The following is a 16,805-nucleotide window of genomic DNA, read 5'->3' on the forward strand; positions in this document are numbered from 1 at the left end:
CGGGTTAACGGCGGCAGATCCTTTTTCTGAAGGGCGGCGATCGTTTTGCAGTGCCTGGTAGGGGGAAGGAGCAGACCCCTTCCCCCTGAGCCTTAACGTTGTTCCAGTCTGGCCAGCTGCCGATCGTGCAGGGGAGTGAACAGCAGCAGGGCGCTGATGGCTCCGATCAGGGCGCAGAACATGTCGGACTGGGTATCCCAGGGATCCCCCTGGGTGCCGAGGAACTCATCCGCCCCCTGACCCAGCGCCACCGCGGCGCCCCATTCGATCAGCTCATAGGTGGCGCTGATGGCCAGCACCACGCAGACCACCAGAAACGCCAGCATGCGTTTGCCCTGCACATGGTGGCCGCGCAGCAGTATCTCCCGGCAGGCCAGGGCGGGCACCAAGCCCTGGAAGAAGTGGCCAATCTTGTCATAGGGGTTGCGGCTGAGCTCGAACCACTGCTGCAGGTCGAAGCCGAGCGGCACCCGGGCATAGGTGTAGGCGCCCCCCAGGATCAGCACCAGGGCGTGCAGGAAGATGCCGAGATAGAGCAAGCTGGTGAGCGGGAAGCGCTCGTGGCTCAGGATCAGCAGCGGCATGACGATGAGCACGGGGATGACTTCCAGCAGCCAGGTCACGCGGTCATAGGGTTGCCAACCAGAGACTGTCAGTGCCAGCAAGGTGAGCAACAGCAGCAGGATTTTTTGATGAGATGTCATAGGGAGCCCGTGATGAAGGAGAAGTCTGACTTCATGGTGTAGCCCCGATTGACGCGAGATGGAAGGGGGCGAGCGAATTCTCCCCCAACCTGCGGCTCACTGTCACTGACCCGGGCTGAACAGCACTGGCGCTATTGCGCGCAAAGAAAAAGCGAGCCTGGGCTCGCTTTTTCTACACTGGCATGAAGCCGTCGGATCAGTTGACGCGACGCTTGAACTCGCCGGTGCGGGTATCGATCTCGATCTTGTCGCCGATCTCTACGAAGGCGGCCACGGCCAGCTCGTAGGTGGTGCCCTTCAGACGGGCAGGCTTGGTCACTTTACCGGAGGTGTCGCCACGGGCGGCCGGCTCGGTGTACTCAACTTCGCGGACGATGGTGGTCGGCAGCTCGACGGAGATGGCTTTCTCGTTGTAGAAAGTCACTTCGCAGATGTCTTCCATGCCGTCAACCATGTAGTTCAGCGCGTCACCCAGGTTGTCTTTCTCGACGTCGTACTGGTTGTACTCGGTGTCCATGAAGACATACAGGGGGTCGGAGAAGTAAGAGTAGGTGCACTCTTTACGCTCCAGTTGAACGACTTCCAGCTTGTCGTCAGCCTTGAATACGGTCTCGGTGGCGCTGCCGTTCAGCAGGCCTTTCAGCTTCATCTTGACCACGGCGGAGTTACGGCCGGATTTGTTGAATTCGGCTTTCTGGACCACCATCGGCTCGGTACCGATCATGACGACGTTACCAGCGCGGATTTCCTGTGCGGTTTTCATGTAAAAATTCCTGTTCGTATACGGGCAGATAAAAACTGCCAGATTATATACGGCTTTCTAAAAATTTCACCAGCCGAGTGACGAGATCCCCATCGGCAAGCAACTTCTGTGACCAGCTTCGCGCATGTTGTTGCCAAATAGTGCCGAATTGTGGCCATTGGGCCCAGAGTTCGCGCACATCTTGCCCATGATTGAGGGCCTGGTTGAAGGCGCGCAGCCACTGGCCTGCTTGGGGCGGCAAGTCGGCCAGATAGTGGTCGAGAAAGTCATCCAGCTTGGCGATGTGGGCCAGATCGTCCTGGGGGTAGATGTGCCACAGGAAAGGGCGGGCCGCCCACTGGGCTCGCACGAAGGAGTCTTCGCCCCGCACCAGGTTGAGATCGCAGCTCCACAGCAGCCGATCGTAGCCGGCCTGATCCGTCATCGGCAGCAGCTTGATGGTGAGATGGCCCGAATGCAGCAGATCCCCGGCCTGGGCGGTGGGGGTGGCGTTTGCCAGTCCGGCACCGGTCAACACATCGCGGAGCGAACGGCCCAGCGGCAGCAGCAGGGTGATCGGGGTGGCGCCCTGGCACCAGCTCGCGACCAGGCTTTTCAGCGCCGGGCTCTCGTAGGTGAAGAGGCTGATCCTCAGCTCATCCTTCCCCTTGGGTGCCAATCCCAGGCCGGCCCAGTAGGCGGCAAGCCCCGCCTCGTCTTGTTGCCACTGCTCCCGCGCCGCGATCAGCCCCTGTTCGCACAGCAAGCCACCGGTTCTGGGGGTGAAGCCCGGGAAGAAGAAGTATTTATTGAGGCTCAGCTTGCCCACCCGCTGGGGGGAGGCGAGGCCGTGGCAATCCTCGACCCAGGCTTCGGCACTGAGGTATTCCAGATTGATCCAGCAGGGGGGCGGGCTCTGCTCGGCCATGGCCTGCACGAAAGGGGCGGGCAGTTCGCAGGCGAAGGCTTCGATGACGACCCTGGCCGGCACGATGTTGGGCGGCACTGTGTCATGCCAGCGCTGAACATAGATGCCCTCTATCCATTGACCATCCAGTGCAGGATCCAGCCCTGGGCAGATGCGGGCGAAGCTCACCAGATCGTCCACCCAGAGCCGGACCTGACCGTGGCCCTCCCGCTGCAACTGGCTGGCGAGTCGCCAGGTGACGCCGATGTCGCCGAAGTTGTCCACGACGCAGCAGAAGATATCCCAGTCAAACGGGGGCAGAGAAAGAGGCGCAGGGGTTGCCATGGGTGGGCACCTATATAAAAAAGAGACAAAAAAACCGGTGGGCAGGGTAGCACACCGGCTGACAGGCTTCTAACGGTCGGCATTGGGCCGAAGAGGAACTTACTCCTTGCCGTAGACGTTGTTTTCCTGCTCGCGCACCCGGATAAAGGTGGTGCGCTTGGTCAGTTCCTTGAGCTGGCTAGCGCCTACATAAGTGCAGGTTGAGCGCACGCCGCCGAGGATGTCGCGCACTGTATTTTCCACCGGGCCGCGATAGGGCAGCAGCACGGTTTTTCCCTCGGAGGCGCGGTAATCTGCGACGCCGCCGGCGTGTTTGTCCATGGCGCTGGACGAGCTCATGCCATAGAACTTCATGAAGGGGGTGCCATCCACATCCACCACTTCACCGCCGCACTCCTCGTGGGCCGCCAGCATGCCCCCCAGCATCACGAAGTCGGCGCCGCCGCCAAACGCCTTGGCCACGTCACCCGGGCAGGTGCAGCCGCCGTCACCGACGATCTGGCCACCGAGGCCGTGGGCCGCATCGGCGCACTCAATGATGGCGGAGAGCTGGGGATAGCCGACCCCGGTCTTGACCCGGGTAGTGCAGACAGAGCCCGGGCCTATGCCGACCTTGACGATGTCGGCGCCGGAGAGGATCAGCTCCTCCACCATCTCGCCGGTGACCACGTTGCCCGCCAGGATGACGTGGTGCGGGCAGGCCTCGCGGATCCTGCGCAGGAATTCGACAAAGTGCTGGGAGTAGCCGTTGGCCACGTCCACGCAGATGAAGCGCAGGGCGCCTGACATGGCGAGGATCTGGCGAGTCTTGGTGAAGTCCTCTTCGGAAGTGCCGGTAGAGACCATCACATGGCCGAGCAGGGCCGGATCGGTCTCATTGACGAAGGTTTGCCACTGCGCGAGGCTGTAGTGCTTGTGTACCGCCGTCATCATCTCGAAGCCGGCCAGGGTTCTGGCCATGGCGAAGCTGCCGACCGTGTCCATGTTGGCGGCGATGACGGGCACCCCCTGCCACTGGGTTTGGGTGTGCTTGAAGGTGAACTGACGGGTCAGGCTGACTTGGGAACGGCTCTTGAGAGTAGAGCGCTTGGGGCGGAACAGGACATCCTTGAAACCGAGCTTCAAGTCTTCTTCGATACGCATTGCGAATTCCTTATTGAGCCTTGTGTGATACGTCACTTTTGCAGTGGGCAAATTGTCGGCAGGCACAAAAAAACCGCAGGTTTTCAAGGCCTCCGGTTTACAACAGTCTAGGGAAAAATCCCGTCAGAACAAGACTGATAATTCACGAAGCCTTGTGTTAGCCTTTGGCGTCACAACCTGAGCGCGGCAGTGGGGGTCATCCAGCACCTTTTCGATGCCGACCGCTCCTCGCCTTATTCCCACCTCAACGCCTTCCTGGCCAGATGCTGTCGCGCCACTGGCCCGCGCCGCAGCCGGGTTCCCGGCTTTATCCGCTACGCGAGTTTTGCCAGTTGACAGTCGCCATGGCGCTGCCCACTCTGGCAGGGCGGGCCATTGCCGGTCCGCCCCGATGAGGAAGACAACGTGTCCGGATCACATAAATTTCGCTGGTTGCTGTTGGCCAGCCTCTGCTTGTCACCCGGCATTTGGGCCGCCCCGACCGTCTATGGCTGGATCGAGAAGGGATTGATCATGCCGGATGCGACGTCGGCGAAGCGGGTGGCGGTGAAGATGAAGCTCGATACCGGCGCCCTCACGTCGTCCCTGGATGCGCGCGCCTTGCAGCACTTTAAGCGCGATGGCAAGCCCTGGGTGCGCTTCACCCTGGTGCTGACCGATGCCAACACCGACAAGGAGGTGATGCAGACCCTAGAGCGCCCGGTGGAGCGCAGCGTGACGGTGCGCGGTGCCGGTGGCATGGAGGAGAGACCCACGGTGACCATGTCCATCTGCCTCGGTGACAAGGTTTATCAGGAGTGGTTCACCCTGCGGGATCGCAGCGACATGAACTATCCGGTGCTATTGGGGCGCCGCTTGCTGGCCGAGCTGGGGCCAGTGGACTCCAGTCGTACCTTTACCGTGCAACCCAGCTGCGATTAGCGGCCAACTTGCTGGCGTTGAGTCGCTATCTTGTCGATGTAAAAACGGCCCATGATGGGCCGTTTTTACATTCAGGAATGGGCAGAGGGCGCATCGATGTGGTGGGGAATGGGCAGCCAGATGCTGACCTCCAACCCGCCGTGGGGTCGGTTGTGCACGTCGAGATCCGCGCCATGCAACTCGGCGATACGCCGGACGATGGCCATGCCGAGCCCCACCCCATCCCCCTGCTGGGGATTGACCCGATAGAAGCGCTCACACAGGCGTGACAGCGCCGCGGTGGGAATGCCGGGGCCGCTGTCCCTGATATCCACCCTGATCCTGTTCCCCTCTGCGGCGATCATCACCGCAATTTCGCCCCCTGCCGGGGTGTAGCGCAGGGCGTTGTCGATGAGATTGCCAAACATCAGGTCCATCAGCACGGCTTGCCCCATCACCTGCAGATGCTCTTCCCCCTCCAGCGAGAGCTGTTGCTCCTTCTTGAGGGCGAGCGGCGCCAGGGTGGCGAGTGTTCCTTGCAGCAACTGGCTCAAGTCCAGCCGGTTCAGGGCCGGTGTCTGCTGGTTGTCGATGCGGGCCTGGGTCAGCAGCTGGCGGATCAGCCGATCGCTGCGATCGAGGGCCAGCAGCATCTTGCGCAGTGCCTGCTCCCGAGTGGCATCGTCCTCGGCCGCCATCAGGTTCTCGCTGTGAATGCGTAGCACCGCCAGCGGGGTGCGCAGCTCGTGGGCCGCCTCGTTGGTAAATTGCTTCTCCCGCTCTATGGTGTCGGCCAGGGTGTGCATCAGTCGGTTGATCTCGTTGACGATGGGCGTCAGCTCCTCGGCCTTGAGGCTCAGGGTGAGCGGGCTCAGGTTGGCGGGATGGCGTTCACTGATGGCCTGGGCGACCTGGCGCAACGGGGACAGGCCGGCCGAGACCAGCCACCACAGCAGGCCGAGCAGGAAGGGCAGGGTGATGAACAGCGGTAGCATGGTCAGGGTGGCCATGCTGCTGGCCAGCTCGCCGCGCTCATCGTCCCGCTCCGCGACGATGAGCCAGGTGCGCTGATCCTCGTTGTAGAGGGTGAAGGTGCGCCACTCGTGGTGATCCTTGGTCTCACTGTTGAAGCCGCGCTCCAGAGTAGTCAGTGGCTGGGCTGGCGCGCTCGGAGAGCGCAGCAGGATGGCACCCCGCTCGTCGAGCAGCTGGAAGTAGAGATTGCGTTCGAACTCATGACCGTAGGGGGTGAATTCGTTGTCCCGCCCCAGCTGGCTGAAGCTGCGCTTCTCCTGATGGGGGTCATCGGGCACGGCCTGCTCCCACTCCTGGTAGACGGCCCCGTTGCTGGGCAGCTCGCCGCGTTGCTTCAGATAACGGCTGAGCAGCTGGTTGGTGATGCGGGCGGACTGGGCGAGGCGGGCATCGAACAGCTCTTCCATCTCGTGGTTCGCTTCGAGATAGCCGATGAAGCCGCTGACGGCCAGGCTGACACTGACCAGAGCCAGTATCCCGGCAAGCAGGAAGCGGCGGATGGAGCGGACGCGAGTCATGAACGGGGCGATCCTTCGGCGCTTGAGGCATTGCGTTGCGAGTCAATCTGCGACTCGATCTGCGGCACTATATACCCCACCCCGCGGATGTTGCGGATGAGTTCGGAGTAGAACTTCTTGCGCAGGTGGTGGATGTGCACCTCCACCGCGTTGCTCTCGGCCCCTTCATCCCAGCCATAGAGACTTTGCTGCAGTTGCTCCTTGCTCAGCACCCGGCCGCATTGGCTCACCAGCTCCTGCAGCAGTTTGTATTCGTGGGGAGTGAGCCGGACGGGCTCGCCCTGATAGGTGACCTGCTGGGCATCGGGGTGGATCAGGATATCCCCGTATTCCAGGCTGGCCTGCGCCTGCCCCTTGCTGCGGCGCACCAGGGCGCGCAGGCGGGCATTGAGCTCCTGCAGGGCGAAGGGCTTGACCATGTAGTCATCGGAGCCCGCATCCAGCCCGACCACTCTATCGTCGAGGGCATCGCGGGCGGTGAGGATCAGCACGGGTAGCTGATATCCCTCCCGGCGCAGCTTGCGCAGCAAGCTGATGCCATCGATGTCCGGCAGGTTGAGATCCAGGATCATGGCGGCAAACTCGTCACTCTTGAGTGCGGCGAGGGCCGGCAAGCCCTGTTGCAACCAGTCCACGGTGTAACCGCTGTGACGAAGGGCATCCTGCATGCCATCCCCCAACATCACATCATCCTCTACCAACAGGATCCGCATCTTTGTCGTTCTCCATCCATCAAATAGTCGCCATCAGACAGGCAGACGGCTCCAGTTTACATCATCGAGGAAGCAGGATGGCACTCATCACTTGGCGTTGTGGCCGGTGATGCCGGGCTGCCCGTGGCGGGCATAGTGTTTGATGACTGCTTGCTGGCGGGCAAGCAGCCGGTCGACCAGCCAGGGACAGAGGGCGTTGAGGCGCACCATCATCGCCTGCGGCCAGCCGAGCCAGCGGCGGCGGGTCTCGTTGCACAAGGCGATGACGGCCTGCTCGGCCACCACATAGGGGCTATCGATGGGGGTGCCAAGGGCCACGTTCATGGCGTAGGCGGCCTCGGAGTCCAGCCGGGTGCGGGTGGTGCGCGGGGCGAAGTGGAGCACCCTGATGCCCGAGCCTTCCAGCTCACGGCCGAGGGCCTCGCTAAAACCGTGCAGGGCAAACTTGCTGGCGCAGTAGACGCTGTAACCGGGGTGGCCGACGGCCCCCAGATTGGCCCCCACGTTCATGATGACGGCGGGTTTGCGCATCCTCGGCAGCAGGGCGCGGGTGAGTTGGATGGGGGCCTCGATGTTGAGGCGCAGCTGGCGCTCGACCTGCTCCGCGCTCTGATCTTCCAGCCAGGCGAACTGGTTGGTGGCAGCGTTGTTGATCAGCACGTCCAGCCCTTCATCCAGCATGGGGTGTTGCAGCAGGCTGGCCCGCTCGGACGCCGAGCCGAGATCGGCGATCACTATCTGGTGCCGATCGGACTGAGTCAGATCCCTGCGCAGTCGCTCCAGTGCGACTGCCCTGCGGCCCTGCAACAGCAAGTACGCACCCTGCGCCGCCAGCTCCTGAGCCAATGCTTCGCCTATCCCGCCGCTGGCACCGGTGAGCAGCACGCGTTTTCCTTGCAGTTTCATGATGAGATGTTCATCCCTAAGAGCAGACCGAGAGAAGGCGCAATCCGGCCTGGGTTTGGGGCCATGAGGGCCGCCGACCCGCACCTGTTGCTCGCAAGAATAAGGGACCAGGCTTAAGGAACCCTTAAGGGAGGCATAACAGTCCACTACGAACGGCCGAGCAGGGGGGACAAAATCCCTTGCCAGCGACCGAGGGGGCAGGCACCCTGCCGGGCATTCGTTCAACGCGAGACTCCTTATGGCTTCCTCCCCCTGCTGCCCACTCTGCGACCATCCCAACAGTTATTCTCTGCCCGTTGCCGGCAAGCATTACCATCGCTGTCTCGGCTGTGAGCTGGTCTGGCTGGATCCGGCCTTCCATCTGGCGCCGGCGGCGGAGAAGGCGGTCTACGACGGACACGACAACCAGGTGGACGATCCCCGCTACCGCGGCTTCCTGATGCGGGCCTTCGGGGAGGTGCTCGCCCGGGTGCCACCCCCGGCCAGCGGCCTCGACTTTGGCTGTGGCCCCGGCCCTGCGCTGATCGCCATGGGACGGGAGGCGGGCTTTGAGATGGCGGGCTACGACAAGTTCTACGCCGACGAGCCCGAGTTGCTCAATCGGCAATATGACTTCATCACCAGCACCGAGGTGATCGAGCACATCGCCGATCCGCGCAGTGCGCTGGACGGGCTTTGGGATTGCCTGAGATCCGGCGGCATCCTGGTGCTGCAGACCCAGCGGGTGCTCGGTGACGAGCGCTTCAGGAGCTGGCGTTACCGCCACGATCCGACTCACATCGTGTTCTTCGCCGAGGCGTCGTTTCGTGCCCTGGCGGATCGCTGGCAGGCAGAGGTCCAGTTCCCCCATGCGGATGTGGCCGTCATCACCAAACCCTGAGTCAGCCGTTTTCATTTGGCCATGAGTTGGGCATGCTGGGAGCCTGTTACCAAGGAGCTGGTATCCCCATGTCGATCCCTCATCTCTCCCTGCAAGACGCCCGTCACCTGCAACTCGCGGCCCAGGGGCTGTTGACGCCCCCCAGGCGCAAGGCGCGACCGGCCGACGTGCTGGCCTGCATTCAACGCATGGCGCTGCTGCAGATAGACACCATCTCAGTGGTGGCGCGCAGCCCCTATCTGGTGCTGTTCAGCCGCCTTGGCCAGTACGAGCCCGCCTGGCTGGAGCAACTGCTGGCAGGAGGTGACATCTTCGAATACTGGGCCCATGAGGCCTGCTTCGTTCCCCGCGAGGACTACCGGCTGCTGCGCCATCGCATGCTGGATCCCGCCGCCATGGGCTGGAAGTTTTCGGCTAACTGGCTCGCGGCTCATCAGCAGGAGATAGGCCAGATCATCGAGCGGATCCGCGAGCATGGCCCGGTGCGCGCCGCTGACTTTGAACGCAAGGAGGGCAAGGGCAATGGCTGGTGGGACTGGAAACCGGAGAAGCGCCACCTGGAGGTGCTGTTCACCGCCGGCCAGCTGATGGTGCGCGAGCGGCGCAACTTCCAGCGGGTCTACGATCTCGCCGAGCGGGTGCGTCCGGACTGGGACGACGGCCGGGACTTGCCGAGCTCGGAGCAGGCGCAGAGGGACATGGTGCGTACCAGTTGCCGGGCGCTGGGACTGGTCAAGACCGGCTGGGTGGCCGACTACTATCGCCTGCGCCGTGGCAAGTACGATGCCCTGCTCCATCAGCTGGCGGACGAGGGGGAGCTGCTGCCGGTGCGGGTCGAGGGCTGGCAGCACGGCGCCTTCGTCCACGCCTCCCTGGCCGATGAGCTGGCGCAGGCGCAGGCGGGTTCCCTCAAGGCGACCCATACCGCAGTGCTCTCACCCTTCGATCCCCTGGTGTGGGATCGCAAGCGGGCCAAGGAGCTGTTCGACTTTGACTACCGCATCGAGTGCTACACCCCGGCTCCCAAGCGCCAGTACGGCTACTTCGTGCTGCCCCTGCTACACCGGGGCCAGCTGGTGGGCCGCCTCGATACCAAGGCCCATCGCAAGGAGGGGGTGTTCGAGGTCAAGAGCCTCTATCTGGAGGCAGGGGTCAGGGTGACCAATATACTGGCGCAGGATCTGGCCAGGGTACTGCAGAAGCTGGCGGACTGGCACCGGACGCCGATCCTGCAACTTGGTGCCATCCCCGCGCCCCTGTTGGCGCTGTGGTCCAAGGCGTCCTAGTGGACAGGCGTCATCGCTAACTCATTGCAGGCAAATAATGCAGGCAAATAAAAACCGGGCGCCTTGGTGAGAGGCGCCCGGTTTGGCGTGTCGATCTGGTAGCTGCTTGTTACTGGAGAACCAGCACCATCAGCAGGCCGACGGTGATGGCGGACACCAGGAAGGCGAAGCCATAGAACACATAGTGGTGCAGCTTGGTGGTGTGGATCCCAAGGTCGTGCAGGCCGTGGTAGATACGGTGCATGCCGTGCCAGATCGGCAGGGCGATGATCACCAGCAGGATGCAGGCACCCCACCAGGAGCTGGCGAAGGCGTGTACGCGCTCAAAGCTCATGGTCTCCACGTCCATGATGCCCATGGGCACCAGCAGACCGGTAATGAGGACAATCACCGGCAGCAGCATGGCAACCACCATGCCACCGGCACCAAAGAGTCCCCAGTAAATGGGTTCGTCAGAACGTCTCATCATTTATCTCCTCAAGCCACGATGATCAGGATCAGCAGGGATACCACCGCCAGTGCCACGTATTGGGCGATGACAATCGGCTTCTCCGGCACCAGGTCTTCACCGCGGAAGATGCGCATGGCCTTGGGCGCCAGGGCGAACCAGGTCTTGGCGTGGAACAGGCAGGCTGCCAGTGCGATGACGTGGAACAGGATGGCGATTGGGCTCTGCAGGGATTCCAGCCAGCCGTTGAACGCTTCCTGACCCTGGACCAGGCGCATCAGCCCCCACATCAGCACCACGGCGTAGATGGAGACGAAGATACTGGTGCCTTCGCGGATCATGTAACCGGTGTAGAAGGCGTTCTTCAGCCACCAGTCTTTCTTCATTTCGCGCACGTAGGGCTTACGTTTGCTATTGGTGTTGTTCATGGTCTCACTCCTGGTCTCAATCCGGCTTGAACATGGCGATCATGTAGTCCTTGGCGCTCTCGACCTTGCCAAGCTGGATGGCGGCGGCCGGATCCACGCCCTTGGGACAGACGTCGGAACAGTAGCCCACGAAGGTACAGCCCCAGACGCCTTCGTCCTGGCTGAGGATCTTCATCCGCTCTTTGGACGCGCCATCGCGGTTGTCGGCGTTGTAGCGATAGGCCAGTGCCAGTGCCGCAGGACCGGTGAACTTCTTGTTGATGCCGTACTGCGGGCAGGCGGCGTAGCACAGACCACAGTTGATGCACATGGAGAACTGGTGATACTTCGCCATGTCAGCCGGGGTCTGGATGTACTCGCCGTCGCACAGGTTACGCGGCTCAGACGGGATGATGTAGGGCTTGATGCTCTCCAGCTTCTCGATGAAGTCGGACATGTCGACCACCAGATCGCGCTCGATCGGGAAGTTGTTGAGCGGCTCGATCTTCATCTTGCCCGGCAGATAGTCCCGCAGGAAGGTCTTGCAGCCCAGCTTCGGAATGCCGTTGACCATCATGCCGCAGGAGCCGCAGATCGCCATCCGGCAGGACCAGCGGAAGCTCAGGGTGGAGTCCAGCTGATCCTTGATGTACTGCAGCGCGTCCAGCAGGGACATCTCTTTCAGGTAAGGAACCTGGAAGGTCTGCATCCAGGGCTCGTTGTCCTGCTCCGGTCGGTAGCGCAGGATCTCAATTTCGATCATCTCAGCCATTCTTCTTAGCCTCGTCTTGTTTCTCACCCTCGGAACCGTACACACGTTTTGCCGGTTGGGATTTAGTGATCTTCACATCGGAGTAATCGATGGTCGGGACGCCTTCCTGGTTGTAGAAGGAGAGGGTGTGCTTGAGGAAGTTCACGTCGTCGCGATCCTCGTAACCGTCCAGACGCTGGTGGGAACCACGAGACTCTTTGCGGTTGATGGCGGAGTGCGCCATGGCTTCGGCCACGTCCAGCATGTAGCCCAGTTCGATGGCGTACAGCAGATCGGTGTTGAAGACGGAGGACTTGTCGTTGATCTTGACCTTCTTGTAACGGGCTTTCAGCTCGTTGATCTTGTCGATGGTGCCCTGCATCAGCTCTTCGGTACGGTAGATACCGACCCCGGCTTCCATGGACATGCCCAACTCATTGCGGATATCGGCCGGGTTTTCGGTGCCGTCGATGTCGAGCAAGGAGAGGTGCTGCTTGATCAAGGCCTCGGCCTTGGCGGCCAGGGCGGCGGTGTCGCCGTGGGCCTGGGTCTTGGCGAATTCACCGGCGTGTTCACCGGCCACCTTGCCAAAGACCACGATCTCGGACAGGGAGTTGGAGCCCAGACGGTTCGCGCCGTGCAGACCGACGGAGGCACACTCGCCGAGGGCATACAGACCCGGCATGCGAGTGGCGCACTGGCCGTTGGTCTCGATGCCACCCATGGTGTAGTGGGCGGTCGGACGGACCGGGATGGGCTCCTTGACCGGATCCACACCCACGTAGGCCTTGGCCAGCTCGCAGATGAAGGGCAGACGCTCCTTGAGGTACTTCTCGCCCAGATGGCGCAGGTCGAGGTGAACCACGTCGCCCATGGGGCCCTGGATCACGCGGCCTTTCTGCTGCTCTTGCCAGAATGCCTGGGAGAGGCGATCGCGGGGACCCAGCTCCATGTGTTTGTTCTTCGGCTGGCCGACCGGGGTTTCCGGGCCCAGGCCGTAGTCTTGCAGGTAGCGGTAGCCATCCTTGTTGAGCAGGATGCCACCCTCACCACGACAACCTTCGGTCATCAGGATGCCGGTGCCCGGCAGACCGGTCGGGTGATACTGGACGAATTCCATGTCGCGCAGGGGCACGCCGTGGCGGTAGGCCAGCGCCATGCCGTCACCGGTGACGATGCCACCATTGGTGTTGTAGCGATACACGCGACCGGCGCCACCGGTGGCCAGAATGACGGACTTGGCCTGGATGAAGCGGGTGATGCCGTTCTGGATGTCGAAGGTCAGGACGCCTTGCACGCGGCCATCTTCCACGATCAAGTCCATGCAGAAGTGCTCGTCGAAGCGCTTGATGCTCGGGTACTTGATGGAGGTCTGGAACAGGGTGTGCAGGATGTGGAAACCGGATTTATCTGCGGCGAACCAGGTGCGGGGGATCTTCATCCCGCCGAAGGCGCGTACGTTGGCCTTGCCATCCGGCTTGCGGCTCCAGGGGCAACCCCAGTGCTCGAGCTGGACCATCTCCTTGGTGGCGTTGTTGACGAAGTAGTCCACCACGTCTTGCTCGCACAACCAGTCGCCACCGGACACGGTGTCGTTGAAGTGGTTTTCGAGGGAGTCATCATCACGGACGACGCCGGCGGCGCCACCTTCTGCGGCCACTGTGTGGCTGCGCATCGGGTAAACCTTGGAGATCAGGGCGATCTCCAGCTCAGGGTGGGCCTCTGCTATGGCGATAGCGGCACGCAGGCCACCACCACCGGCACCGATGATGGCGACATCGGTCTTGATAATATCCACATCTGCCTCCTTAGGGATAGATTTGCTGGGCACGATTTTGCTCGATTAAAAAAATTCAGGCTTGATGCAAGTCAAACTGGTTTGTTTTAGTGCGTGGCAATGGTGGTTTTTACTGTAACCACCCCATTCCTTGGATAAAAACGCCGTCATTATCGCCATCCATCAGTCATCCGGATCAGCCATTAACATTGCTATGGTTATTTTAACCCCAAGATTATATGTAGTTTTCTTTCAAAAAAATGAGAAATGCCTCTCTTTTTAGGTATTACCCATAAAGTTTTTAAGTTTTTTATCAAAAATATTTAATAATAATTATTCTCATGCCTTTTGCACGTAAAAAGACTTCAAAAAAGTAATGCGAATATAGTGGAGTTGAGGCACGAATAGGCTGTATGTGACCTGAATGGAGAGGGGCGTCACAAAAATGACCGGGGTGGTCATCTGGTAATAACTACTGAAACAAAAGGGTTTTTACGAAAAAAAGGGCCTGGATGGCCCCTTGGTTTGGGTGGTCTCAGATGCGGAACATGCCCACCTGATTGTTCAGCTCACCTGAAATATTTTTAAGTTGAGCCGACAGGTTGCGGGAGCTGTCGGCATCCACCGCCAGCTCGTCGGAGACGTCCTTGACCGCCTGGATGTTGCGGCTGACCTCGTCGGTCACCGCCCGCTGCTCCTCGGCGGCACTGGAGATCTGGGTCGCCATGTCGGAGATCTGATTGATGGAGGTGGTGATCTGCTCCAACGCCTGAGTGGCATCGTTCGCATCTTCCACGCTGTTCTGGGCCAGCAGTTGGCCCTCGTGCATGGTGCTGACGGCGCCCTGAGTGTTGCGTTGCAGGGTCTCTATCATGCTGCGGATCTCGACGGTGGAGCTGTGGGTACGCTGGGACAGCACCCGCACCTCGTGCCACCACCGCGAAGCCGCGGCCCTGTTCACCGGCCCGGGCGGCCTCGATGGCGGCGTTCAGCGCCAGCAGGTTGGTCTGCTCGGCGATGCCCTGGATGGTGGAGAGGATGGTGTTGATCTCCTGGGCGTTCTTCTCCAGCTCCTGGATGATGCCGGAGGCCTGCTTGACCTGGGTGGCGAGATCCGTGATGGAGCGCTGGTTGCGGGCGATCACCTGCTTGCCGTGCTCACAGCTGCTGGAGGAGCTGCGGGCCGCATCCGCGGTCTGCTCGGCGTTGCTGGCCACCTCCACCGCGGTGGCGGACATCTCGTGCACCGCTGTGGCGATCTGGGAGATCTCGTTCTGCTGGCGCGCCAGACCCTGGTTGGACTTCTCCGCCATGTCGTGGGACGACCTGGCCTGCTGGTTCAGCTGCCCGGAGGAGTTGGAGATGTCCTGTACCATCACGTGGATCCGCTCGATGAAGGTGTTGACGTGTCTGGCGACCGTGCCCACCTCGTCTTCCCGCTCGATCTTGATGCGGCGGGTCAGGTCGCCGTTGCCGCGGGAGAGATCGGCAATCGCCTCGCCGAGGGTCTTCAGCGGTGCCAGGGAGCTGTTGATGGCGACGTAGGAGAAGCCCGCCACTATGAGGATGGTGAGCAGCCCCTGCAGCAGGGCGGAGCTGACCATGCGGGACACCGACTGATAGGCAACCGCCTCGTCCACCACTATGCCGAAGTACCAGTTGGTGTTGGGGATCTCGGTGAGATCGAACACGCTGGCCTTGCCGCTGATCTCCATCTCGGAGATGGTGTTGTCATGGGCCAGTTCGTTGACCTTGGCCGCCGTCAGCTCGGGGGAGAGGGCGGTGGCGGGCTTGAGGGTCAGCGCCTTGTCCGGGTGGGCTATGATGGTGCCGTTGCTGTCCACCAGGATGGCGTAGGTGCCCTCGGAGTTCATGGCCAGCACGTCGCGCACCAGCCCCTCGATGGAGACGTCACCGGCGATCACCCCCTGGGTGTTGCCACGGCTGAAGGGCTCGGCGATGGTGATGATGAGGTTGCCCGACGCGGCATCGGCGTAGGGGGCCGTGATGGCGAGCTTGCCCGCCGCCATGGCGTCCTTGTACCATGGACGCTGGCGCGGATCATAGCCGGCCGGCAGGCTGGTCTGCTTGCTCTGGATCATCCGGCCATCCTGGGTGCCCACGTAGACCAGATCGAAGTTGCCCGCGTTCATGGACTGGGCCAGGTGGCTGATGGGCTCATCCTCCTTGGCGAAGGCCTCCTTGGTGGAGCTCACCATGCTGATGCGGGCGTCCAGCCAGCGGGAGATCCCCTTCACGTTGGAGGCCGAGCTGTCGTCGATGAAGCTCCAGATCAGCCGCTGGGTTTCGCTGCGCAGCTGGGAGGTGTTGTACCAGACCTGCAGGCCGGTGATGACCAGGATGATGGCCCCGATGGCGAGGACCAGCTTGTTCTTGATGGATAGATTCATGTGTACATCCTTGTGAGCGTCAATCTGATATCTGGGTGTGGTCTGTTATTGTTATGAGCCAATGTTGTATCGGCTTGAATTGCACTTTATGTATCCCGATGCGCACTTATTTTTCCGTTTTTTTCACCTTCTTATAGCCCGCCAGGGCGCGTCAATACTCAGCTGAATCGATCTGGCCGGTTGGTAAAGATACCATCGACACCCATGGCTGCGAGTGTGTCTCTGTCACTCGGCTCATCGACCGTATAGACCAAGACTCTCAACCCTCGCCGGTGGGCATCCGCCACCAGCCCGGCATCGACGAAGTCCACATCGCAGTTGAGTGACCAGGCCCCCAGCTGCTCGGCAAAGCGGGCATGTTGCAACGGCAGGTTGGCGGTCAGGGCGCCAAGGCGCAGCTCGGGCCGTAACCGGGCGAAGCGTGCCAGCTCGGGATGATGGAACGAAGAGATGACCCAGTGCGCCGGGGTGAAACCGAGCTCAGACTCGGCGCGCCGGGTCAGGGCCGCCACCGGCTTGGCGGTATGGGCTCCCTTGAGCTCTATGTGCAGCTCGCAGCGCCCCCCGATCAGGGCCATCACCTGCCACAGGGTCGGAATATGTTCCCCTTCGCCCGCATCCAGTCTTGCCAGATAGGCGCGAGATTGCTGGGCGAGCACGCCGTGGCCATCGGTGCAGCGCTCCAGCCGCCGATCGTGGAATACCCAGAGCTCGCCGTCTGCTTGCTGCACGTCGAGCTCGATGGCGCTGACCCCGAGTTCGATGGCCAGCGCCATCGCCTTGAGGGTGTTTTCCGGCGCCAGCCCGCTGGCGCCGCGATGGGCAATGATCTGCATGCTGTGTTCCTCTCTCATCTACCGGGGCTAGCCCCGGCTCATTCTGATATCGATCTGCTGGTGCGGCAGATGCATGCCCAGTCGATGCAGCTTCTC

The 16,805-nt window shown here is 61.6% G+C and carries 15 protein-coding genes and 1 pseudogene; 3 read left to right on the forward strand and 13 right to left on the reverse strand.

From position 1 onward, the window contains the following. Window positions 1–92: 92 nt before the first annotated feature. From LG30_RS0112180 to LG30_RS0112195, 4 genes are all read right to left on the reverse strand, one after another. Entirely contained in the window at window positions 93–704 is a 612-nt protein-coding gene (locus tag LG30_RS0112180; protein ID WP_033130980.1) for a DUF2238 domain-containing protein, read from the reverse strand. A 196-nt stretch (window positions 705–900) separates the two neighbouring features. Next, on the reverse strand, window positions 901–1,467 hold the full coding sequence (efp, locus tag LG30_RS0112185) for an elongation factor P (protein WP_011707002.1): 567 nt from the start codon (window positions 1,465–1,467) through the stop codon (window positions 901–903). Window positions 1,468–1,510: 43 nt separating this feature from the next. Then, a complete protein-coding gene (gene earP / locus LG30_RS0112190) occupies window positions 1,511–2,698 on the reverse strand; it encodes an elongation factor P maturation arginine rhamnosyltransferase EarP (RefSeq protein WP_033130981.1) in 1,188 nt (395 codons plus the stop codon). A gap of 99 nt (window positions 2,699–2,797) precedes the next feature. After that, window positions 2,798–3,841, reverse strand: a complete 1,044-nt coding sequence (locus tag LG30_RS0112195) for a GMP reductase (protein ID WP_033130982.1) — start codon at window positions 3,839–3,841, stop codon at window positions 2,798–2,800. A gap of 405 nt (window positions 3,842–4,246) precedes the next feature. Here LG30_RS0112195 and rloA3 point away from each other — a divergent pair, with 405 nt between their 5' ends. Next, entirely contained in the window at window positions 4,247–4,762 is a 516-nt protein-coding gene (rloA3, locus tag LG30_RS0112200; protein WP_374941507.1) for a retropepsin-like aspartic peptidase RloA3, read from the forward strand. 71 nt (window positions 4,763–4,833) lie between these two features. On the opposite strand, the gene LG30_RS0112205 is transcribed toward rloA3, so the two are convergent. The 3 genes from LG30_RS0112205 to LG30_RS0112215 all read right to left on the reverse strand — a co-directional run bounded on the left by LG30_RS0112205 (window position 4,834) and on the right by LG30_RS0112215 (window position 7,913). After that, the gene (locus tag LG30_RS0112205; RefSeq protein ID WP_033130984.1) at window positions 4,834–6,294 is read right to left on the reverse strand and encodes an ATP-binding protein; all 1,461 of its coding nucleotides are present in this window, start codon (window positions 6,292–6,294) and stop codon (window positions 4,834–4,836) included. Beyond that, window positions 6,291–7,007: a response regulator gene (locus LG30_RS0112210; protein ID WP_033130985.1), complete on the reverse strand. Its 717-nt coding sequence runs from the start codon at window positions 7,005–7,007 to the stop codon at window positions 6,291–6,293. Before LG30_RS0112210 ends, LG30_RS0112205 begins: the two co-directional genes overlap by 4 nt. A gap of 87 nt (window positions 7,008–7,094) precedes the next feature. Next, window positions 7,095–7,913, reverse strand: coding sequence for an SDR family oxidoreductase (locus LG30_RS0112215; RefSeq protein ID WP_033130986.1), 819 nt, complete (start codon window positions 7,911–7,913; stop codon window positions 7,095–7,097). Window positions 7,914–8,151: 238 nt separating this feature from the next. On the opposite strand from LG30_RS0112215, the gene LG30_RS0112220 reads away from it, so the two are divergent. Both LG30_RS0112220 and LG30_RS0112225 read left to right on the forward strand, forming a co-directional pair. After that, on the forward strand, window positions 8,152–8,793 hold the full coding sequence (locus LG30_RS0112220; protein WP_033130987.1) for a class I SAM-dependent methyltransferase: 642 nt from the start codon (window positions 8,152–8,154) through the stop codon (window positions 8,791–8,793). Between the two features lie 68 nt (window positions 8,794–8,861). Further along, window positions 8,862–10,079, forward strand: a complete 1,218-nt coding sequence (locus LG30_RS0112225; RefSeq protein ID WP_033130988.1) for a winged helix-turn-helix domain-containing protein — start codon at window positions 8,862–8,864, stop codon at window positions 10,077–10,079. A 109-nt stretch (window positions 10,080–10,188) separates the two neighbouring features. On the opposite strand, the gene frdD is transcribed toward LG30_RS0112225, so the two are convergent. From frdD to LG30_RS0112255, 6 genes and pseudogenes are all read right to left on the reverse strand, one after another. Next, the gene (gene frdD / locus LG30_RS0112230) at window positions 10,189–10,545 is read right to left on the reverse strand and encodes a fumarate reductase subunit FrdD (RefSeq protein ID WP_033130989.1); all 357 of its coding nucleotides are present in this window, start codon (window positions 10,543–10,545) and stop codon (window positions 10,189–10,191) included. An 11-nt stretch (window positions 10,546–10,556) separates the two neighbouring features. Then, complete coding sequence (locus LG30_RS0112235; RefSeq protein WP_033130990.1) at window positions 10,557–10,955, reverse strand: fumarate reductase subunit C; 399 nt, start codon at window positions 10,953–10,955, stop codon at window positions 10,557–10,559. A gap of 16 nt (window positions 10,956–10,971) precedes the next feature. Beyond that, the gene (locus LG30_RS0112240) at window positions 10,972–11,706 is read right to left on the reverse strand and encodes a succinate dehydrogenase/fumarate reductase iron-sulfur subunit (protein ID WP_033130991.1); all 735 of its coding nucleotides are present in this window, start codon (window positions 11,704–11,706) and stop codon (window positions 10,972–10,974) included. Then, window positions 11,699–13,483, reverse strand: coding sequence for a fumarate reductase (quinol) flavoprotein subunit (gene frdA / locus LG30_RS0112245; RefSeq protein WP_033130992.1), 1,785 nt, complete (start codon window positions 13,481–13,483; stop codon window positions 11,699–11,701). The genes LG30_RS0112240 and frdA overlap by 8 nt, the downstream gene beginning before the upstream one ends. Before the next feature lie 514 nt (window positions 13,484–13,997). Continuing rightward, window positions 13,998–15,873 (reverse strand): annotated as a pseudogene (locus LG30_RS20985) (methyl-accepting chemotaxis protein). 158 nt (window positions 15,874–16,031) lie between these two features. Beyond that, entirely contained in the window at window positions 16,032–16,709 is a 678-nt protein-coding gene (locus LG30_RS0112255) for a glycerophosphodiester phosphodiesterase (RefSeq protein WP_033130993.1), read from the reverse strand. Window positions 16,710–16,805 lie beyond the last annotated feature (96 nt).

Origin of the sequence: Aeromonas aquatica (assembly GCF_000764655.1) — a bacterium.
Taxonomy (GTDB): Bacteria; Pseudomonadota; Gammaproteobacteria; order Enterobacterales; family Aeromonadaceae; genus Aeromonas; species Aeromonas aquatica.